Origin of the sequence: Kitasatospora sp. NPDC048365 (assembly GCF_043200835.1) — a bacterium.
Taxonomy (GTDB): domain Bacteria; phylum Actinomycetota; class Actinomycetes; order Streptomycetales; family Streptomycetaceae; genus Kitasatospora; species Kitasatospora terrestris.
Window position 1 is genome coordinate 73,401 of record NZ_JBICYJ010000027.1, and the last position, 19,314, is coordinate 92,714.

The window sequence follows — 19,314 nt, forward strand, 5'->3', positions numbered from 1 at the left end:
CCGTGGGACGAAGCGGGTGGGAGACTGTGTGGAGCCTCCACTTGCTGGCCGGGCGCCCATACGGAACACCTGGCCGGTCAGTCTCGAAGCATAGCAGCGTTCCCCACCCGACCGGTATTCCGGCCCGCGCGAGCGCTCCTTGTACTCTCCCTGTTGTACGTCCACCGGCACGACGGAGTGAGTCCACCTTGACCAGCCAGCCCGAGAACACCGACGACGCCATCGGCTTCGACGACCTGACCCGCGACATCGCGGAGGTGCCGGCCGTCGAGGTGATCACCACCGTCGCGGTGCACCTGATGAGCGCCGCCGCCGTCAAGTGCGGGCTCGCCGAGGGCGGCGAGGCCGACAAGGACCTCGACGAGGCCCGCAAGCTGATCACCGCCCTGGCCGGCCTGGTCACCGCCGGCGCGCCGGAGATCTCCAACTTCCACGCCGCGCCGCTGCGGGACGGGCTGCGCTCGCTGCAGCTCGCCTTCCGCGAGGCCTCCGTCGTCCCGGACGAGCCGGGCACCGGCCCGGGCGAGAAGTTCACCGGCCCGGTCTACAGCTGAGCACCGCACGGCGGCGGGACCCGGGGGCGCGGCTCGGCCGCGCCCCCGGGCGTTTTCAGCCCGCGGTGTAGAAGGGCTCCCCGCGGAGCGGCTCGCGCAGGACGGCCAGCTGGAGACCGGTGTCCAGGCGGACCCGCAGGACGGGGTCGCTCGACAGGGCGCCGATCAGCGGGCGGGGGTCGGCGTCCGGGACGAGGACGACGGCGAGGGTGCCGTCCGCGTCGTCCGCCGGGGCCAGGTAGGCATGGGTGACGACACCGGTGGTGTCGAGCAGCCCGCGCAGCGCCTCGTGCACCGCGGGGTCGGTGAGCGGCGGCAGGTAGGGCCGGTTCTCCGCGAGCGCGCGCAGCCGGGCCCCGGTGACCTGGAAGGCGACCGGCCCCGCGGGGTCGATCAGCAGGGTGTCGGCCTGCTCGGAGTAGGCGACCATCGCGGCCTGCGGCGCGGCGACCGGCGCCGGCCGGGCGTCGGCGCGCCAGCGGGCGAGGGTCTCCAGTGAGGTGAAGGCCGGCAGGGCGCGGCGCCCGTCCGCGGCCTCGACCAGCGGGACGGCCATGTCGCTGGTCTTCTCGTGCTTGTGCCCGTTGGCGTCGACCTCGACCTCGCCGAGCAGGGCGACGATCGGGACCATCAGCCGGCCGGGGGCCAGGGCGGCGAGCAGTTCGGGTTCGGCGGCGGCGCCGTCGGCCGCCCAGGCGGCCAGGGCGGCGGCGAGCCTGGGGTCGGCGGTGCCGTCGTCCTCGGCGAATCCGGGGTTCGGAATGTTCTTGCGCTCCACCCCGTGAGGGTATGCCACCGGGCGGCGGCGGCTTCTCAGCGCGGGCTCATCCGCAGCTCATCGCGGTCCAAGGGGTGCGGCCGAGCATCGTGGGCATGATGGCACCATCGAGTTCGCGGGCGACCGTACGCAGGCGTCGGCGCCGTACGAGGCGGATCAGGCGGGTGGTGGTGCTGGTGGTGGCGCTCTCGGTCCTGGGGTCCTGGCTGGTGTTCTCCCGGCCCGCGACGAGCACGCCGGTGCCGGTCGCCGCGTCGGCGGCCACCTCGGCCTCCGCGGTGGCCTCGGCGCCGGCGGTGGACCTGGACGCCGTCCTGGGCGCGGCGGTGAGCGGGCTGGTCGGCCACTTCGCGGTCGCGGTGACGGACCCGGCGGCGGGCACCGACGCCGTCTGGGGCGAGGACTCCTTCGTCACCGCGTCGATCGTCAAGGTGGACATCCTGGCGGCGCTGCTGCTGCGGACCGGCGGCGAACTGACGGACGGCCAGCGGAGCGCCGCCGCGCTGATGATCGAGCAGAGCGACAACGACGCGGCGACCGCGCTGTTCGAGGCGGCGGGCGGGGCGTCCGGGCTGGACGAGGCCAACGCGGCCTTCGGCCTGACCGCGACGGTCGCGGGGACGGACGGCTACTGGGGGCTGACCTCGACCACCGCCGCCGACCAGGTGCGGCTGCTGCGGGCGGTGTTCACCGAGGACTCGCCGCTGACCTCGGACTCCCGGACGTACCTCCGGCAGCTGATGGGTCAGGTGGTGGACGGTCAGGACTGGGGCGTCTCCGCGGCCGACCAGGGCGGCGCCGCGCAGCTGAAGAACGGCTGGCTGCCGCGGACCTCCACCGGACTGTGGGTGGTCAACAGCATCGGGCGGATCGACTACGGCGGACGGGAGTTGCTGGTCTCGGTGGTGAGCGACGGCTCGGCCACCCAGGAGGACGGCATCGCGCTGGTCGAGTCGGTGGCGTCCGCCGCGGTGCGGGCCTTCGCCTCTACCCACGGGTAGTCCGATGTGGCAGTCTGCGCCCATGGCCCTCGACCTCGCCCCCGCCACCGGCACGGGCACCGTCTCCGACCGCGCCCGCTACGACCGGGCGACCGCGCACCTCGACGCCCCGCTGGCCATCGTCGACCTGGCGGCCTTCGACGCCAACGCGGCCGACCTGGTGCGGCGGGCGGCCGGCAAGCCGATCCGGGTGGCGAGCAAGTCGGTGCGCTGCCGGGCCCTGCTGGAGCGGGTGCTGGCGACGGACGGCTTCGCCGGGATCATGAGCTTCACCCTGGCCGAGTCGATCTGGCTGGCCCGCGCCGGCTTCGACGACATCCTGCTCGCCTACCCCTCCGCCGACCGGGCCGCCTTCGCCGAGCTGACCGCCGACCCCGAACTGGCTCGGGCGATCACCGTGCTGGTGGACGACCCGGCGCAGCTGGAGCTGATCGACAAGGCCCGCGAGGGCTCCGCCGAGGTCCGGGTCTGCCTGGAGCTGGACACCTCGCTGCACCTGCTCGGCGGCCGGGTCCGGGTCGGCGCCCGGCGCTCCCCGCTCCGCACCCCCGAGGCACTCGGCGCGCTGGCGGAACTGGTGCAGACCCGGCGCGGCTTCCGGGTCGTCGGGCTGATGGCGTACGAGGGCCACATCGCGGGCGTCGGCGACGCGGTGCGCGGCCGGCCGCTGCGCTCGGCGGCGATCCGGCTGATGCAGGCGAAGGCGCGGACCGAGCTCGCGGAGCGCCGGGCCGCCGCGGTGCGCCGGCTGCGGCAGGTGGCGGACCTGGAGTTCGTCAACGGCGGCGGCACCGGCAGCGTGGAGTCCACGGTGGCCGAGCGGGCGGTGACCGAGGTGGCCGCCGGCTCGGGGCTGTACGTGCCGCGGCTGTTCGACAACTACCGCTCGTTCACCGGCCGGCCGGCCGCGCTGTTCGCGCAGCCGGTGGTCCGGCGTCCGGGCGTCGGCGTGGTGACGGTGCTGGGCGGCGGGTACCCGGCCTCCGGCGCGGCCGGGGCGGACCGCTCCCCCGTGCCGTACCTGCCGGCCGGGCTGTCCTACGACCCGCAGGAGGGCGCCGGCGAGGTGCAGACCCCGCTGATCGGCTCGGCCGCCGACGACCTGCTGATCGGCGACCGGGTGTGGTTCCGGCACGCCAAGGCGGGCGAGCTGTGCGAGCGGTTCGCGGAGCTGCACCTGGTCGAGGGCGACCGGGTGGTGCGCACCGTCCCCACCTACCGCGGCGAGGGCCGGACGTACCTGTAATCAGGTGCGGGTGCCGCCGCCGGCGCTGCCGAGCGGGCCGCCCTTGGCCTCGGCGATGCCGCTGACGATGGTGTCCATCTGGGCGACGTCGGGGGCCTTGTCGGCGATGTCGAAGCCGAGGTGGACGGAGACCAGCGCCTTGCCGTCGGTGCTCGGGAAGACCACGGTCTCCACGTAGCCGTCGTTGCCCTGGGCGGCATCGACCTTCCAGCGGACCAGGTAGCCGTCCCGGCCGGCCACCTTGACCGCCTCGGACTTCAGCTCCTCGTGCCCGTTGACCTGGTTGTAGGACTCCTTCGCGGCGGCGGCGATGTCCTCCAGGGCGGCCTGCTTGGCGTCGGTGCCCTGGAGCCGGCCGGTGACCGCACCGCCGAGGGTGCAGCTGCTCTTGCCGTCGGCGCAGGTGTACTGGCCGATGGAGAGTACGGCGAAACCGTCCTTGGTGGTGCCGGCCTCCCAGCCGGACGGGACCGGCAGGCTGAGGCCGTTGACCAGGTCGAGCGCGGCGTTGCCCTGCTGGCCGCCGCGGCCCTGGCCGTTCTGGCCGCCGTTCTGCCCGCCGCCGCCGTTCTGGCCCCCGCCGTTCTGCCCGCCGCGGCCGTTCTGGCCGTCCTGGCTGCCCGGGCCGTAGCCACCGCCGAGGCGCGGACCGCGCCGGTCGCTCGCCGCGGAGTCGCCGCGCCCGTCCATCGCCAGGTAGGTCACGCCGGAGCCGACCGCGAGGCCGATCAGGGCGGCGACCGCCGCGGCGACCAGCACCGGCCGGGCCGGCTTGCGCACCGCGCCCGCCGGGGCCGGCACCTGGTCGGTCACCGGCGGCAGCTCGGGGTAGCGGACCGCCGGGCCGCTGTCGAGCACGGTGCCCTCCAGCACGGCGGTGTCCTCGACGGACGGCTGCGCGGCGGACTCCGGGGCGGGCCGGGTGGTGCCCGTCCAGCCCGTGCCGTCCCACCAGCGCTCGGGCCGGGGGTCGCTCGTGGTGTCCTTCGGATCCGGGTACCACCCGGCGGGAATCTGCTGCTCGCTCACGTCAAAGAATCTAAAGGCACGCGGATAAGCGGGATATCAGCGCGGCCCGGAAACGGCCCGGGATTCGATGAGATTCCGGTGAGAACTCCCAACGGCCGAACCGAGTCGTTGCCCCGGCCCCGCGCACGGCAGAATGCGCGCCATGGACAACCGCCCGGTGATCGGCATCTCCACCCAACTCCTCGACGCCGCCTGGGGCCGCTGGGACCGGCAGCGCGCCGTACTGCTCCCGGAGCGGTACCCGGCGATGGTCCGGGCCGCCGGCGGTGTCGCGGTGCTGCTGCCGCCGGACGCCCCGCAGTACGCGGCACAGACCGTCGAGCGGCTGGACGCCCTGGTGGTCGCGGGCGGCGAGGACGTGGACCCGGAGCTGTACGGTGCCCGGCCGCACCCCCTGACGGTGGCGAACGCGCCGGAGCGCGACGCCTGGGAGGCCGCGCTGCTGCGGGCGGCGCTGGCCGCCGGGAAGCCGGTGCTCGGCGTGTGCCGCGGCATGCAGCTGCTGAACGTGGTGTTCGGCGGCACGCTGATCCAGCACCTGCCGGACGTGGTCGGCCACGAGGGCCACGTCGGCCCGCCCAACGCGTACGGGCGGCACCCGGTGCGGCCGGTGCCGGGCACCCTGCTCGGCGGACTGCTGCCGGAGGCCGAGGTGGTGGTGCCGACCTTCCACCACCAGGCCGTGGACCGGCTGGGCGAGGGGCTCACGGTCGGCGCGTACGCCGCGGACGGCACGGTCGAGGCGATCGAGGCCCCGGCCGGCTTCGTCCTCGGTGTCCAGTGGCACCCCGAGCAGGACCCCGCCGACCTCCGCCTCGCCGAAGCCCTGGTCCGCGCCGCCTCGCTGGTCCGGGAGACGGCCCTGATCACCGCGGCCGGCTGAAGCCCGACGGGATTCTCGGGCCCGACGCGGGCCGGGCCCGACGGGGCGTCAGGGCAGCGGGAGGCCGGCCGTGACGGCGAGGGTGCCGAGCGCGCCGGCGGCCAGCAGGCACGGGACGACGGAGCGGCGCAGCGCCAGCAGCCAGAGCAGCGCGAGGGCCAGCACCACCGCCTGCCACCAGGCGTGCAGGCCGAACGCGAGCGGGACAGTGGAGCCGGCGATCGCGCCGATCACGGCGGGCCCGGCGCCGGTGAGGAAGTCCTGCACCCGCCGGTCGGCGCGCAGCCGGTCGAAGTGCGCGGCGCCGAACAGCACGAACAGGAAGGACGGCGCGAAGGCCACGCCGGCGGCCAGCAGCCCGCCGGCCACCCCGGCGGCGGCGTAGCCGACCACGGCGACGGTCTGCACCACCGGGCCGGGGGTGATCTGGCCGAGCGCGACGGCGTTCAGGAACTGGCCGTCCGTCATCCAGTGGTAGCGGTGCACCGCGTCCTGCTGCATCAGCGGGATGATCACGAACCCGCCGCCGTAGGAGAGCGCGCCGACCTTGAGCGCCACCCAGGCGAGCGCGCCGATCCCGCCGGTGGCGCCGGCGGCGGGAGCCAGCAGCGGCAGCAGCCCGCGCGGACGCCGTCCGGGGGTGCCGCCACCCGGACGGCGGACGGCGATCTCGGTGATTCCGGTGGCGATCAGGACGAGCACCAGCCAGGGCCCGGTGAGCAGGGCGGCGAGCGCCCCCGCGGCGAGGTAGCCGTACCAGCGCCACCGGGCCGCGCCGCCGCCCGCGCGCTGCCGGCTGGCGGGGACGAGGGCGGTGGCCGCCTGCAGGGCGACCGCGGGGACGGCGGCCCCCGCGCCGGCCGCCGCACCGAGCACCCAGCGCGGCGGGTCGCCGGCCAGGAAGAGGGCGGAGAGCAGCAGGATCAGCACCAGGCCGGGCACGATGAACGCGGCCCCGCCGACCAGGGCGCCGGCCGTCCCGCGCAGCCGCCAGGCGGTGAAGATCGCCAGCTGGGTGGAGGCCGGGCCGGGCAGCAGGTTGGTGGCGGCGATGCCGTCCTCGAACTCGGCGGCGCTCAGCCAGCGGCGCTGCTCCACGCAGAGCCGGCGCAGCAGCAGGATGTGCGCGGGCGGTCCGCCGAACCCGGTGACCCCGATCCGCCCCCACTCCCGGGCGATGGTGACCAGCCCGACCCGCTCCTGCACTGCGTCCTCCCTCGTTCGACCGGCGCAGACCCTATCGGAGCAAGTGGTCACTCGTGCGAACGACAACGGTCACCAGTGCAGCCTTTGGATCTTCGTCCGATCTGGGGTTCACTTCCGGTGCGGACTCCACCTCGACCGGGAGGATCTCGATGGGCGCCCAGCACGACCACGACCACGGGCACGGCGGGCACGGCGGGCACGGCGGGCACGGCGGGCACGGCGGGCACTCGCACGCTGTCTCCGCCGACGCGGACCGCCGCTGGCTGGTCAGCGCGCTGCTGCTGATCCTGGTGTTCATGGCGGGCGAGGTGGTGGTCGGCTTCGCCGCCCAGTCGCTGGCACTGATCTCGGACGCGGCGCACATGCTCACCGACGCCGCCTCGATCGCCCTGGCGCTGGTCGCGATGCGGCTGTCGGCCCGTCCGGCGCGCGGCGGCTACACGTACGGGCTGAAGCGGGCCGAGATCCTCTCGGCACAGGCGAACGGCGTGACGCTGCTGGTCCTCTCGGCCTGGCTCGGCTACGAGGCGGTGCAGCGGCTGATCGACCCGCCGGAGGTGACCGGTTCGCTGGTGCTGGTGACCGCGCTGGTCGGGATCGTGGTCAACCTGGCCGCCACCTGGTGCATGTCCAAGGCGAACCGCAGCTCGCTGAACGTCGAGGGCGCCTTCCAGCACGTGCTGACCGACCTGTACGCGTTCATCGCGACCGCGGTGGCCGGTGCGGTGGTGATGCTCACCGGCTTCGTGGAGGCGGACGCGATCGCCTCGCTGGTCGTGGTGGTGCTGATGCTCCGGGCCGGCATCGGGCTGGTCCGGGACTCCGGGCGGATCTTCCTGGAGGCCGCCCCGGCCGGCATCGACCCGGACACGGTCGCCGACCAGCTGGTCGCCGCCCCGCTGGTGGAAGAGATCCACGACCTGCACATCTGGGAGATCACCTCCGGCCAGCCCGCGCTCTCCGCGCACATCCTGGTCACCCCCGGCGGGGACTGCCACGCGGTCCGCCGGGACCTGCAGCGGCAGCTCCGGGACGACTACCGGATCAGCCACTCCACCCTGCAGGTCGACCACGTCGGCGAGGAGGAGGTCGACGGGCTGCTGCAGATCACCCGCCCCGGCGACGACGACGACCGCGACCACTGCGCGGACGCCCACGGCCCGGTCCACCGCGCCGGTCCGCACCGGCACTGAGGCGTTGTCAGCCCGGTAGGGCATGATTCGGAAGGTGACCGCACCGCGCCTGATGCTGCTCGACACCGCCAGCCTCTACTTCCGCGCCTACTTCGGCGTGCCGGAGTCGATGAAGTCCCCCGACGGGCAGCCGGTGAACGCCGTGCGCGGCCTGCTCGACTTCATCACGCGGCTGGTCCAGGACCACCGGCCCGACCAGCTGGTCGCCTGCATGGACGCCGACTGGCGCCCGCAGTGGCGGGTCGACCTGATCCCCTCCTACAAGACCCACCGCCTCGCCGAGGAGGCCGCCGACGGCGAGGAGGAGGTCCCCGACACCCTCGCCCCGCAGGTCCCGGTGATCGAGGCGGTGCTGGACGCGATCGGCATCGCCCGGGTCGGCGTCGCCGGCTACGAGGCGGACGACGTGATCGGCACCCTCGCCACCGCGGCCACCGGCCCGGTGCAGATCGTCACCGGCGACCGCGACCTGTTCCAGCTGGTCGACGACGCCCGGGCGGTCACCGTGCTGTACCCGGTGAAGGGCGTCGGCCACCCGCAGGTCGTCGACAACGCGTACATCGAGGAGAAGTACGGCGTCGGCGCCGCCTCGTACGCCGACCTCGCGGCACTGCGCGGCGACACCAGCGACGGGCTGCCCGGGGTGAAGGGGATCGGCGAGAAGACCGCCGCCCAGCTGCTGCAGACCTACGGCGACCTGGCCGGGGTGCGGGCGGCGGCGCTCGACCCCGCCTCGAAGATCACCCCGGCCCGCCGGAAGAACCTGCTGGACGGCGCCGCCTACCTGGACGTCGCCCCCACCGTGGTCGAGGTCGCCCGGGACGTCCCGCTGCCCGCCTTCGACCCGGCCCTGCCCGCCGAGCCGATCGACCCGATGACCCTGGAGTCGCTCTCCACCCGCTGGGGCCTGGGCACCTCCCTCACCCGCACCCTGGACGCCCTGGCCGAGGCCGGCAAGGGCGCCTGAAACCTAGCCGAGCAGCTGGTCGACCAGGTGGGCGACCGCGTGCTCGTCGTTGCTGGGCAGGATGCGGTCCGCCGCGGCGCGGACCGGGGCTCCGGCGTTGGCGGGGGCCGCGCCGAGGCCGGCCAGGCGGAGCATGTCGCGGTCGTTGAGCCCGTCGCCGACGGCCACCGTCTGGGCGGTGAGCAGGCCGAGGTCGGCGGCGATCCAGGCGAGGACGCCGTGCTTGCCGGTGCCGCGCGGGCCGAGTTCCAGGAAGTGCTCGCCGGAGGCGGTGACTTCGGCCTCCTCGCCCACCATGTCCTGCACCGTGTCGACGAGTTCGGCGTCGCACGGGAGGAAGGGGCAGGCCAGCACCTTCACCACGGCCCGCGCGAGCTCGGCCCCGCCGCGCCACTCGACCCCGGCCCAGCCGCGGGTCAGCTCCGCGGGGAAGCCCGGCTGCACGACCGTCCCGTCGAGCAGGTCGAAGGCCAGCGCCCAGCCAGGACGCCGCGCGCCGAGGACCGCGTGGATCCGGCCCACCGCGCCCGCCCCGAAGACGAGTTGGCGGCTCGGCAGGCGCTGCCCGGGCCGGAAGACCAGCGCGCCGTTCCCGTGCGCCCAGTAGGCCGCCGCCGGGATCCCCGCCCGGACCCGCGGGGGGACGTCGCGCGGCGGCCGCGCCGTGATCACCGCGACGGCCATGCCGGCCGCCGCGGCCCGGTCGAGTGCCGCGGACACCGCGGCGGGCAGCTCGCCGCGGGAATCGAGCAGCGTGCCGTCGAGGTCGCAGGCTAGCAGCCGATAGCCGTCGGCCATGGCCAGTCCTCCGCCGGGGGTTCCAGGAATCGCAGGGTCAGCCGGGCCAACCCTTCGGCGGTGAGCACGAGTTCGACGTCGGCGGTGCCCGCGCACCGCCGGGTGGTCGGCCCGGTGCCGAGCGGCACCCAGAGCCACTGGGTGTCCACCACCCCGCGTCCGATCACGTCGTCGCCGTCCACCCGGGGCAGCCGGTCGGAGACCTCGACGGGGATGTCGTGGACGTTGATCGAGGAGACCTCGCCCGACGCCCCGAAGGCGACCCAGCCGATGCTCCGGAAGGACATCGGCGCCGCGTCCGGCGCGTCCGGGTCGGCCCGCAGCTCGGCCCGGACCCGGTGCCGTTCCTCGTCCCACTCGGCCTGCACGCTGCGGAGCCCCGCCGGGCCGGCGTGTCCTTCCACGGATCAACCCCCGTTGGTCGTGATCGATGCACCTTCAGACGTACTGGAGACGGTCGAGCCCGACGACCGGCGGCCGGTCCAGCCGGCCGGGTCGGAGTTCGATCTCCCCGAGGACGGTGTCCCGCGGTGTGGCGGCCGCCCAAGACACCACGTCGGCGACGGATTCCACGCTCATCTTGTAGGCGGAGTCGTCGTCGTCGAGGTTGCGGATCGCCCCGGGGCTGAGCAGGGTGGTGCGCACCCCGTGGCGCCGCTCCTCCATCAGGAGCACCTCCGCCACCTGCTTGAGCGCGGCCTTGGTGGCGCAGTAGGCCAGCCCGCCCTCGAACGGGCGGGAGCCGGCGTGCGAGCCCATCAGCACGATGTGCCCCTCGCTGCGGCGCAGCAGCGGGAGTGCGGCCTGGACGACGCGGACCGGGGTGGTGAGGTTGACCGCCACGGCCTCGTCCCAGTCCCGCGCGCCGACCTCGGCGACGGTGCCGAAGCCGCGGGTGACCGCGTTGACCACGAGCAGGTCCAGGCGCGGGGCCCCGGCCAGGGCGAGGACGGCGGCCCGGGCGGCGGCGTCGGGGTCGGCGAAGTCCGCGGTGACGGGGTCGGTGTGGTCGGCGCACGAGGTGCGGTTGAGGCAGCGGACGGCGTAGCCGTCGGCCAGCAGCCGGCTGCGGATGGCCCGGCCGGTGCCGCGGTTGCTGCCGGTCACCAGGGCCAGGGGGCCCGGGAGATCAGGCACCGGAGACCATCGCGATGAGCTCGGCCCAGCGGGCGAGGATGTCCTCGCGGCCGGCGCCCTCGCGGAACATGTCCTTGTCGTACGGGCGCCCGTCGGCGGCCTTGAGGCGCATGCAGTCCGGTGAGATCTCGGAGTTGACGACCAGTCCGTGCGTCTCGTCGGGCGCGATGACGAGGCAGAAGTCCCAGAGGTCGAGCGGGTCGAGGAGCTTGCGCAGGGCGGCGTTGCAGTCCAGCGCGAGCTTCCGGTGGTGCTCGACGTCCACGCCGAGGAGGCGGAGGTAGTCCTCGCCGATCGGCTGGTCCTCGGGGTCGGTCCGGTAGTCGAACTTCACCACCGGGCGGTCGAGGACCTGGCCCTCCTCGAACAGTCCGGGGTACTTGCGGATGGTGGAGCCGGTGGCCCGGTTCTTGACGATGACCTCGAAGGGCGGGGCCGGCCGGTAGTCCGCGATGTAGGTGGTCGGGCCGACGCGCTCGCCGAATACGGTGTGGACGTCGTATTCGGCGAGCCGGGCGGAAACGTACTCGAAGAAATCGAGGCGCAACTCGGCGGTGCCGTCGACGAGCTCGTCGCGATCGAATGTGAAACTCCGCAGCGACGGAATCATCTCTATCAGGCAGCGGCCGTCGTCGAGATGCCAGAGTTTCTTGCTACGGCCCTCGATGTCCGGAGTACGGGAAGTCACGTTATCCACGTTCAAGGAAGCCACGGGTCGCTCTCATGAGATCGGGCACGAATCCGTGCCAGGACTTGATGATCAGCGGTGCGGCAAGTCTTGCACGGGCATCACCGGAAAGAAAGGGCCGTCGAGAGGTTTAGAAGTGGACATGACATGACTGACGGGGGGTCAGAAGTGTTCCAGCAGCTCCGCGAAGCGGCCCAGCGCGAGCGTCGCCTCCTCGGGCCGGAACACCTCGTGCTCCAGCACCCAGGTGTGCTCGTGCGGGATGTAGACGGCCTTCAGGCCGGCCCGCAGCGCGGGCAGGATGTCCGACTTGGGAGAGTTGCCGATCATCCAGGTCCGCTCCGGGTCGAGCCCGAGCTCGGCGACGAGCTGCCGGTAGGTGTCCACGTTCTTCTCGGCGACGATGTGGATGCTGCGGAAGTGGTGGGCGATCCGCGACGCGTCCACCTTCCGCTGCTGCTCCGCCAGGTTCCCCTTGGTGAGCAGCAGCAGGTCGTGCCGGCCGACGAGCACCGGCAGGACCTCCTCGACGCCCTCGATCAGCTCGACCCCGCGGTTGGTGAGCGGGGAGAGGAGCTCCTCGATCCGCGCCCGGTCCTCGGCCGCGGGGGTCCGCCCGGTGACCTCTTCCAGACAGTCCGCGAGGCTCTGCCGGAACATCTCCGCGCCGTACCCGAGGGTGACCGCGTTCTTCGCCTCGATCTCGTCGAGAAGGGTCCGGGTACGGGTCCGTTCCTCCGGAGTCGACACCCAGTTCAGAAAGCCGTCGATGACGCGCTCGAAGAGAACGTTGTTCTCCCACAGTGTGTCGTCGGCGTCGAAGACGAGCGTCTGGCCCATGAGCATCTGATCCACCTCACGTGAGTGCGCCGAAGGCTGCACCGAAGACCGCACCCGACCCCGGCCCGCCGTTCTCGGACGTGGGCGGACAACCTCCGTGCGGGGCTGCGGTCGTGCAGAATGTTCATCATGCCAGAGCAGCATCAGATTCGTGGGCGTCGAGCCTCGGAGATCGCCGCCGACATCGAGCAGGCGGTCACCTCCGGCCGCCTCGGCCCCGGGAGCGCACTGCCCTCGCTCCGCCGACTGGCCACCGATCTGGGAGTGAACCCCAACACCGCGGCGGCCGCGTACCGGCTGCTGCGCGACCGGGGCGTCATCGAGACCGACGGGCGGCGCGGCACCCGCGTCCTGGCCCGGCCCGCCCACACGCCGCGCGACCACCTACGCTTCGAAGTCCCGGACGGTGTGCGCGACTTGACCGACGGCAACCCGGCCCGCGAGCTGCTGCCCCCGCTCGCCGACGCGCTCGCCTTCGCCGCCGACGAGCAGCTGCGCACCCCGATCCTCTACGGCGGACCGGCCCTGGACCCGGGCCTGCTGGCCGTCGCCCGGCGGGAGTTCACGGCCGACGGCGTGCCCGCCGAGTCGGTCGCCGTCACCTCGGGCGCCCTCGACGCGATCGAGCGGGTGCTGCAGGCCCGGCTGCGCCCGGGCGACCTGGTCGCGGTCGAGGACCCGGGCTGGGGCAGCCTGCACGACCTGCTCCCCGCACTCGGCCTGCGGATGACCGGGATCGGGGTGGACGACGACGGGCCGCTCCCGGCGGACGTCGCGGCGGCCCTGGCAGCCGGCGCCGCCGCCGTGGTGGTCACCTCCCGCGCGCAGAACCCCACCGGCGCGTCGATCGGCGCGGCCCGGGCCGCCGAACTGCGCGCGCTGCTGGCCGCCCACCCCGACGTCCTGCTGGTCGAGGACGACTTCGGCCACGCCATCGCGGACAGCCCGTACCGGGCGGTGTGCGCGGCGGACGGCCGCCCGGTCACCGACCGCTGGACGGTGATCCGCTCGGTCACCAAACTCCTCGGCCCCGACATGCGGTTGGCCGTGCTGAGCGGCGACGCCGACACCGTGGACCGGCTGCGCGGCCGGCAGCGACTGGGCACCGGCTGGGTGAGCCACGTGCTCCAGCGGGCGGCGGCCCGGCTGCTCACCGACCCGTCGGTGGACCGGGCGCGGGTGGCCGCCCACTACTCCGAGCGGCGCGGCGCGCTGATCGGCGCGCTGGCGGCGCAGGGCGTCCCGGCCCGGGGGCGCAGTGGCTTCAACGTCTGGATCCCGGCGCGGAGCGAGACCTCCGCCGTGGTGGCGCTGCTGCAGCGGGGCTGGGCGGTGGCCCCGGGCACGCCGTTCCGGTTGAAGTCGGCGCCGGGGCTGCGGGTGACCGTCTCCGGCCTGGCCCTGCCGGAGATTCCGGCGCTGGCGGCGGACGTGGCGGCGGTGTTCCGGGTCGATTCCGGCCGGGGGCGCCTTTCCTGACGGTCCGTCAGTCCGTTCCGGGCCGGGCCGCGACGCGTCCTTGACAGTCGGTTCTGCGCGAACGATGCTGACGGACGGCCCAGGAGAGAAGCCGGCCCCTCCGCCTCTCCGCCCCGGCGCGGTCCGGTCCGGCCGGACCGGCCGCCGCCCACAGGTCGCCCCCACGCCCCGCACCCGTACGGACCGAGGAGTCCGAAGGCCGTGACGTCGATGATCGAGCGCCTGCACGACCACACCCTCACCGACCTGGCCGCGCTCGCCGCGCCCCACGACTCCGGACACCTGGCCCGGACCGCCGAGCTGGCGGGCCGGATCGCCGAGGAGTCCGGGCTCGCCGCGGGCACCGCCCGCTGCGCCGCCTACCTCTACCACCGCTTCGGCCTGCCGGACGCCCCGCACGGCCCGGCCGGCCCCGACGGCCCGGTGGCGCCGAGCCGGGCCGACGCGGTCGACTTCCTGAGCCGTTCCGGGGTGCCCGACGCGCTGCACCGGGACCTGCTGACGCTGCTCGACCCCGACCCGCCGGCCGCCGAAGTGCCGTACGGCGCGGCCGTGCTGGACGCCGAGCGGATCGACGCGATGGGCGCCGCCGGGCTCCACCGGACGCTCGCCGGCGGCGGGCCGCGCTGGCACGCCCCGGCCGGCCGGCACCCGCGCCCGGCCCTGCCGGAGCTCTACGAGGCGCTGGTCCGGACCGAGCGGGAGCTGCTGACCGAGCCGGCCCGCCGGCTGGCCGCGGACCGGATGGACCTGGTCCACCGGCTGGCCGCCGACTACCGGGCGGAGGCCGAGCTGGGCCGGCACCCGGCAGAGGCCGGGCCGGCCCCGACCGCCGCCCCCGGGGTCAGCTGGGATCCCAAGTCGGGCTTCCTGCACGCCGCGACGGGCGGTCCCGCGGCCGGGCCGCTGGTCCGGATCGGCTACCGCGGCACGGTCTGGCTGACCTTCGACGACCGGGACCGGCTGCTCGGCATCGACCTGTACGACGCGCCGGCGGCCCTGGTCGCCGTCCTCCCGCCCGGCCAGCAGCACCGGTACTTCTGGCACAGCACGGCCCGCGGAGCGGGCATGGCGTGGTGGGCGGACCCCGCCACTTGCCACGTCTGGATCACCACCGCGCCGGGCCTGGCCCACCACCGGGTGGTGGGTGCCGCGGACATCGAGGTCGGCACCCGCGCGGACCGTCCGGCGATCCTCAGACTTCATGTACAGGCCAACCGATGAATCGCGGTGTATCCGCGCGTAGATCCTCTTAAGGTAGAGCTCATGAGCTTCCTGGCATTACTCCGGTCCCCCTTCGTCACCCGTCTGCTGCTGGGCAGTTGGGTCGGCAGACTGCCCTCCGCGATGGCCGCGCTCACCATCCCGCTGGCGCTGCGCGAGGCCGGGTCCGGGTACGGCTTCGTCGGGGCGGCGGCCAGTGCCTACGCGATCGCGGCGGCGGTCGGCTCCCCGCTGCTCGGCCGGCTGGTCGACCGCTGGGGGCAGACCAGGATCCTGGTGCCGACCGCGCTGCTCGCCGCCGCCGGCTTCTTCGCCATCGCGCTGGCACCGCGCGAGCCCGTGGCCGTCCTGGTCGGCGCCGTGCTCGCCGGGTCGATGACGCCCCCGCTGGAGCCCTGTCTGCGGGTGCTGTGGCCGGCCATCGCCCCCGAGGGGAAGCTCGAATCGGCGTACGCGCTGGACTCCAGCGCGCAGGAACTCGTCTTCGTCGCCGGTCCGTTGGTGGTCACCGGCAGCGTCGCGATCTGGTCCCCCACCGCCGCGCTGTACGTCCAGGCGCTGCTCGGCCTGTTCGGCGTCGCGGTGGTGGCGAGCGCGCGGCCGTCCCGCGAGTGGCGGGCCGAGACCCGGTCCGGCGACTGGCTGGGCCCGCTGCGCAGCGGGCGGCTGGTCACCCTGCTGAGCGCGATGATCGGGGTGGGCTTCGCGATCGGCTCGCTGAACGTCCTGGTGGTCTCGTACGCGGAGCACTGGCACGTGCCCGGCGGCGCGCCCACCCTGCTGGCGCTCAACGCCTTCGGCTCGCTCGCCGGTGTGCTGGTGTACGGCTCGCGCAGCTGGCCGGGCACGCTCGCCGGCCGCGGGCTGCTGTTCGCCGGCGGTCTGGTGGTCGGGTACGGCCTGCTGGTGCTGCTGCCCCCGCCGGGCTGGATGGCCGGGCTGATGCTGCTCACCGGGGCGTTCCTCGCCCCGCTGCTGACGGTCACCTTCGTGCTGGTCGGCGAGCTGGCTCCGCCGGGCACCACCACGGAGGCCTTCGCCTGGCTGGTCACGCTGTTCGCCGCCGGCACCTCGCTGGGCTCGGCGGCGGTCGGTACCGTGCTGGCGCACGCCGACGCGCACTGGGCGGCCCTGTGCGGCACCGCGGGCGCCCTGGTGACCCTGACGATCCTCGCGCTCGGCCGGCGGGGCTTCACGGCCGCCCCGGCGGCCGCGCCCGCTCCGGCGGAGGCGGCCGCACCGCACTGAGCGAACGGCGACGGCCCCCGGAACCGGGCGGTTCCGGGGGCCGTCGCCGTCGGTCCTTGCTCAGCGCGGCGGAAGGGCCAGCCCCAGGTGGTCCCTGAGCGTCCGTCCGCGGTACTCCTTGCGGAACAGCCCGCGGCGCTGCAGCACCGGGACGACCAGGTCGGTGAAGGCGGTGACCGCGCCCGGCACGTACGCCGGGTAGATGTTGAACCCGTCCGCGGCGCCCTCCTCGAACCACTCCTGGATCATGTCGGCCACCTCCTCGGGGTTGCCGACCACCACGTGCGAGAGCTGGGCGGGCGTGGCGTGCACCAGGTCGCCGTAGGTGATCGGGACCGGCCCGCCGACGGTGCGCCGGGTGAGCCGGGTGATCTCGGCGAGCCGCCGGGCGCCCTCCTCCGAGACGCCCGCCAGGACGTCGGCCGGGACCGCGTCGGCCAGGTCGTGGCCGCGCACGTCCACGCCGAACACCTCGGACGCGGAGGTGAGGTTGCGCCGGTGGCCCTCGCCGATGCCGCCGGCCCGCACGATGTCGCCGACCTCCCGCTCCGGGTCGAGCACCAGCAGCGCGTTGAGCAGGTCGTGCAGGGCGACCGCCTCCTCGGTGGTGGGGGCGACGATCGGGGTGAGCCCGGGCAGCACCGCCACCCGGTCCGCGCGGCCGTGCCGGGCCGCCCTGGCCCTGATGTCGGCGTAGTACTCCTTGCGCTTCGCGAAGGTCGGCTGCGGCCCGGCGAAGACGATGTCGGCGTCCCGGGCCCCGAGTTCGCGGGAGCGGTCGGAGGTGCCGGCGCTGAACACCACCACGTGGCCCTGCGGCGGCCGGGCGACGTCCAGCGGTCCGTCCACCGAGAAGTACCGGCCGCGGTGGTCGATCCGGCGGGAGCCGGTGCCGTCCGGGTCCGGGGCCGCGTCCCACAGCCCGCGGACCACCGCCAGGGTCTCCTCGGCCCAGTCGTAGCGCCGTTCGGTGTCCCAGTGCGCGTCCCGGCCGAAGTTGAGCGCGGCGGCCGGGTCCGCGCCGGTCACCAGGTTCCAGGCCGCGCGGCCCTCGCTGAGGTGGTCGAGCGAGGCCAGCAGCCGGGCGATGCCGTACGGGTCGGAGTAGGTGGGGTTCGCGGTGACGACCACCCCGATGTGCGTGGTGGCGGCGGCGATCGCGGCGGCGGTGGCGAAGGGCTCCAGCCGGGAGATCTGCGCCGGGTTGCTGTGCTGCAGCGCCGGGTCGGAGGCGAGCCGGTCGCCGAGGAAGACGAAGTCGAGCTTGGCCCGCTCGGCGCTCCGGCTGACCTCCTGGATCAGCTCGATGTCGTAGGCCGCGTCGGCGACCGCGTCGGGGTGGCGCCACCCGGCGGCGTGCGTGCCGGTCGCCCAGAACATCAGTCCGAGGTGCAGTTCCCGTTCGTTCACCGCGGTCGGCTCCTCTCCGTGCCGGCGGCCGTCAGCCGGGCGACGATCCGGTTCTCGGGCCTGGCCAGTCCCAGGTGTCCGCGCAGCGTCGCGGGCCCGTGCCCGTCGACGAGCCCTCCGGCGGCCCGCAGCGCGGGCAGTGCCAGGGCGGTGAAGGCCTCGACCCCCTCGGGCTGCGGGAAGCGCAGGGTGAAGCCGTGCAGGGACGCGCGGTCGGCCCACTCGAGCAGGCGCCGCGCGACGGACGGTCCGTCACCGACCAGCACCGCCGCGTCCGCGTCCGACCGCGGCGCGCCCGCCCGGGCGTGCACTTCCTGGGCGTCCGCCTCCGTCCCGGCGACGAACGGGGTGACCGTCGCCAGCACCGGCCGGTCGGCGGCGGCCGCGGCCTCGGGGCTGCCGGCCAGCAGGACGTCCGCCTCCCGGGCGAGCACCGGGTGGCCGGCCGGGGCCAGCACCACCGGGTGGCCCTGCGGCGGGCGGACCAGGTTGAGCGGCCCCCGCACCCGCAGCGCCGGGCCCCGGTGGTCCAGCACCCGGACCCGGCCGGGGTCGATGAACCGCCCGGTGTCCTTCTCGTGGACGAAGGCGCCGTCCTCCCAGGTGTCCCACAGGTCGCGCAGCAGCGGCACGAACTCCGCCTCGCGCGCCGCCCGCCCGTCCACCGGGTCGGCGCCCTCGCGGCGGTGGTTGGCGTCCGCCTCCGGGTCGGGTCCGGTGACCACCCGCCAGCCGGCCCGGCCGGCGCTGACGTGGTCCAGCGAGGCCACCGTCCGGGCCAGGTTGTACGGCTCGTGGTAGGCCGGTGCGGCGTCCACGACCAGGCCGATCCGCCGGGTGCGCACCGCGAGCACCGAGGCGGTGACGATCGCGGCCGGCGCGGCGGGTCGCCCCGGCCGGGCGGCCGGGCGGTCGCTCAGCAGCAGCGCGTGCACCCCGGCCGCCTCGGCCCGCTCGGCCGCCGCGACCACGTCGGCGGGCCGGCCGGCCGACACCGCGTCGGGCAGCTCGTACGCCAGGAAGAGCCCGGCGCGGCCCGTCACGGCCGGCCCCCGCGGGCGCCGAACAGCTCCGCGACCGACGCGTCGTACGCGCTGCTGATCCGGAACGCCTTCTCCGCCAGGGCGAGCCGGCACTCCACCGGGACGGCGGACGGGCTGCCGCCGCCCTCCTCCAGGAGCTTCAGCACCTCGTCGTAGTCGTCCGGGTCGCTGAGCGGGATGACGTGCTCGAAGTTCTTCGCGGCGCCGCGCAGCATCGCGGGCCCGCCGACGTCCACCTTCTCGCGGAAGGCGGCCGGTTCCTGCCCCGGCTCGGGCAGCAGGTAGTAGTTGTTGCACACCAGGTCGATCCGCGGGATGCCGTGCTCCGCCATCTCGCGCAGGTCTGACTCGGTCTCCCGGGCCAGGATGCCGCCCATCACGGAGACGGTGAGCGTCTTGACCCGGCCGCCCAGCAGGGTCGGCACGCCCGCGAGGTCGGCGATGCCCTCCACCGGGTGGCCCGCGTCCCGCAGCAGCCGGTACGTGCCCTCCGTGGCCGCGACCCGCCAGCCGAGCCGGACGAGTCCGGCGGCCAGCGGCTCGATGTTCCGCTTGTCGCTCACCGCGAGTACGGCCAGCATGTCAGCGCT

At 74.8% G+C, this 19,314-nt stretch carries 21 protein-coding genes; 9 read left to right on the top strand and 12 right to left on the bottom strand.

What is annotated here, in order from left to right:
• Nucleotides 1–188: 188 nt before the first annotated feature.
• On the top strand, nucleotides 189–554 hold the full coding sequence (locus tag ACGFX4_RS25880; protein WP_393078823.1) for a DUF1844 domain-containing protein: 366 nt from the start codon (nucleotides 189–191) through the stop codon (nucleotides 552–554).
• A 55-nt stretch (nucleotides 555–609) separates the two neighbouring features.
• Here ACGFX4_RS25880 and ACGFX4_RS25885 read toward each other — a convergent pair whose 3' ends face one another.
• Together ACGFX4_RS25885 and ACGFX4_RS25890 are read right to left on the bottom strand one after the other, a co-directional pair.
• Entirely contained in the window at nucleotides 610–1,332 is a 723-nt protein-coding gene (locus tag ACGFX4_RS25885; RefSeq protein ID WP_393078826.1) for an SseB family protein, read from the bottom strand.
• Nucleotides 1,333–1,378: 46 nt separating this feature from the next.
• The gene (locus ACGFX4_RS25890; RefSeq protein ID WP_393078828.1) at nucleotides 1,379–1,597 is read right to left on the bottom strand and encodes a hypothetical protein; all 219 of its coding nucleotides are present in this window, start codon (nucleotides 1,595–1,597) and stop codon (nucleotides 1,379–1,381) included.
• Between ACGFX4_RS25890 and ACGFX4_RS25895 the strand changes: the two genes are divergently transcribed.
• Both ACGFX4_RS25895 and ACGFX4_RS25900 read left to right on the top strand, forming a co-directional pair.
• Nucleotides 1,572–2,333: a serine hydrolase gene (locus tag ACGFX4_RS25895; protein WP_393078831.1), complete on the top strand. Its 762-nt coding sequence runs from the start codon at nucleotides 1,572–1,574 to the stop codon at nucleotides 2,331–2,333. The genes ACGFX4_RS25890 and ACGFX4_RS25895 overlap by 26 nt on opposite strands.
• A 22-nt stretch (nucleotides 2,334–2,355) precedes the next feature.
• Nucleotides 2,356–3,579, top strand: coding sequence for an amino acid deaminase/aldolase (locus tag ACGFX4_RS25900; protein ID WP_393078834.1), 1,224 nt, complete (start codon nucleotides 2,356–2,358; stop codon nucleotides 3,577–3,579).
• On the opposite strand, the gene ACGFX4_RS25905 is transcribed toward ACGFX4_RS25900, so the two are convergent.
• Nucleotides 3,580–4,608 (bottom strand): DUF2510 domain-containing protein, encoded by a 1,029-nt coding sequence (locus ACGFX4_RS25905; protein WP_393078836.1) that lies wholly within the window; start codon nucleotides 4,606–4,608, stop codon nucleotides 3,580–3,582.
• Between the two features lie 142 nt (nucleotides 4,609–4,750).
• Here ACGFX4_RS25905 and ACGFX4_RS25910 point away from each other — a divergent pair, with 142 nt between their 5' ends.
• On the top strand, nucleotides 4,751–5,491 hold the full coding sequence (locus tag ACGFX4_RS25910; RefSeq protein WP_393078839.1) for a gamma-glutamyl-gamma-aminobutyrate hydrolase family protein: 741 nt from the start codon (nucleotides 4,751–4,753) through the stop codon (nucleotides 5,489–5,491).
• Between the two features lie 48 nt (nucleotides 5,492–5,539).
• Here ACGFX4_RS25910 and chrA read toward each other — a convergent pair whose 3' ends face one another.
• On the bottom strand, nucleotides 5,540–6,697 hold the full coding sequence (gene chrA / locus ACGFX4_RS25915) for a chromate efflux transporter (RefSeq protein WP_393078842.1): 1,158 nt from the start codon (nucleotides 6,695–6,697) through the stop codon (nucleotides 5,540–5,542).
• A 149-nt stretch (nucleotides 6,698–6,846) separates the two neighbouring features.
• Here chrA and ACGFX4_RS25920 point away from each other — a divergent pair, with 149 nt between their 5' ends.
• Together ACGFX4_RS25920 and ACGFX4_RS25925 are read left to right on the top strand one after the other, a co-directional pair.
• Nucleotides 6,847–7,890 carry a cation diffusion facilitator family transporter gene (locus tag ACGFX4_RS25920; protein WP_393078844.1) on the top strand — a complete coding sequence of 348 codons (1,044 nt, stop codon included), beginning with the start codon at nucleotides 6,847–6,849 and terminating at the stop codon, nucleotides 7,888–7,890.
• A 52-nt stretch (nucleotides 7,891–7,942) separates the two neighbouring features.
• Nucleotides 7,943–8,857 (top strand): 5'-3' exonuclease H3TH domain-containing protein, encoded by a 915-nt coding sequence (locus ACGFX4_RS25925; RefSeq protein ID WP_393078934.1) that lies wholly within the window; start codon nucleotides 7,943–7,945, stop codon nucleotides 8,855–8,857.
• A gap of 3 nt (nucleotides 8,858–8,860) precedes the next feature.
• Here the strand turns inward: ACGFX4_RS25925 and ACGFX4_RS25930 are convergent, their stop codons facing one another.
• From ACGFX4_RS25930 to ACGFX4_RS25950, 5 genes are all read right to left on the bottom strand, one after another.
• Nucleotides 8,861–9,655 (bottom strand): HAD family hydrolase, encoded by a 795-nt coding sequence (locus tag ACGFX4_RS25930; RefSeq protein ID WP_393078846.1) that lies wholly within the window; start codon nucleotides 9,653–9,655, stop codon nucleotides 8,861–8,863.
• Nucleotides 9,631–10,059 (bottom strand): hypothetical protein, encoded by a 429-nt coding sequence (locus tag ACGFX4_RS25935; protein WP_393078849.1) that lies wholly within the window; start codon nucleotides 10,057–10,059, stop codon nucleotides 9,631–9,633. The genes ACGFX4_RS25930 and ACGFX4_RS25935 overlap by 25 nt, the downstream gene beginning before the upstream one ends.
• Nucleotides 10,060–10,093: 34 nt before the next feature.
• On the bottom strand, nucleotides 10,094–10,762 hold the full coding sequence (locus ACGFX4_RS25940; protein ID WP_393078852.1) for an SDR family oxidoreductase: 669 nt from the start codon (nucleotides 10,760–10,762) through the stop codon (nucleotides 10,094–10,096).
• Between the two features lie 22 nt (nucleotides 10,763–10,784).
• The gene (locus tag ACGFX4_RS25945) at nucleotides 10,785–11,480 is read right to left on the bottom strand and encodes a phosphoribosylaminoimidazolesuccinocarboxamide synthase (protein WP_393078854.1); all 696 of its coding nucleotides are present in this window, start codon (nucleotides 11,478–11,480) and stop codon (nucleotides 10,785–10,787) included.
• 162 nt (nucleotides 11,481–11,642) lie between these two features.
• Nucleotides 11,643–12,326: an HAD family hydrolase gene (locus tag ACGFX4_RS25950; RefSeq protein ID WP_393078857.1), complete on the bottom strand. Its 684-nt coding sequence runs from the start codon at nucleotides 12,324–12,326 to the stop codon at nucleotides 11,643–11,645.
• 123 nt (nucleotides 12,327–12,449) lie between these two features.
• On the opposite strand from ACGFX4_RS25950, the gene ACGFX4_RS25955 reads away from it, so the two are divergent.
• The 3 genes from ACGFX4_RS25955 (at nucleotide 12,450) to ACGFX4_RS25965 (ending at nucleotide 16,271) form a co-directional block, all read left to right on the top strand.
• A complete protein-coding gene (locus tag ACGFX4_RS25955; RefSeq protein ID WP_393078860.1) occupies nucleotides 12,450–13,799 on the top strand; it encodes an aminotransferase class I/II-fold pyridoxal phosphate-dependent enzyme in 1,350 nt (449 codons plus the stop codon).
• A gap of 201 nt (nucleotides 13,800–14,000) precedes the next feature.
• Complete coding sequence (locus ACGFX4_RS25960) at nucleotides 14,001–15,023, top strand: hypothetical protein (protein ID WP_393078862.1); 1,023 nt, start codon at nucleotides 14,001–14,003, stop codon at nucleotides 15,021–15,023.
• Nucleotides 15,024–15,065: 42 nt separating this feature from the next.
• Nucleotides 15,066–16,271 carry an MFS transporter gene (locus ACGFX4_RS25965; RefSeq protein ID WP_393078864.1) on the top strand — a complete coding sequence of 402 codons (1,206 nt, stop codon included), beginning with the start codon at nucleotides 15,066–15,068 and terminating at the stop codon, nucleotides 16,269–16,271.
• 60 nt (nucleotides 16,272–16,331) lie between these two features.
• On the opposite strand, the gene ACGFX4_RS25970 is transcribed toward ACGFX4_RS25965, so the two are convergent.
• Genes ACGFX4_RS25970 through ACGFX4_RS25980 form a run of 3 tightly spaced genes read right to left on the bottom strand, consistent with a single transcriptional unit; the run spans nucleotide 16,332 to nucleotide 19,305 of the window.
• On the bottom strand, nucleotides 16,332–17,681 hold the full coding sequence (locus tag ACGFX4_RS25970; RefSeq protein WP_393078867.1) for an LLM class flavin-dependent oxidoreductase: 1,350 nt from the start codon (nucleotides 17,679–17,681) through the stop codon (nucleotides 16,332–16,334).
• Nucleotides 17,678–18,724 carry an LLM class flavin-dependent oxidoreductase gene (locus tag ACGFX4_RS25975; RefSeq protein ID WP_393078869.1) on the bottom strand — a complete coding sequence of 349 codons (1,047 nt, stop codon included), beginning with the start codon at nucleotides 18,722–18,724 and terminating at the stop codon, nucleotides 17,678–17,680. Before ACGFX4_RS25975 ends, ACGFX4_RS25970 begins: the two co-directional genes overlap by 4 nt.
• Nucleotides 18,721–19,305, bottom strand: coding sequence for a hypothetical protein (locus ACGFX4_RS25980; protein ID WP_393078872.1), 585 nt, complete (start codon nucleotides 19,303–19,305; stop codon nucleotides 18,721–18,723). The genes ACGFX4_RS25975 and ACGFX4_RS25980 overlap by 4 nt, the downstream gene beginning before the upstream one ends.
• Nucleotides 19,306–19,314: the final 9 nt, after the last annotated feature.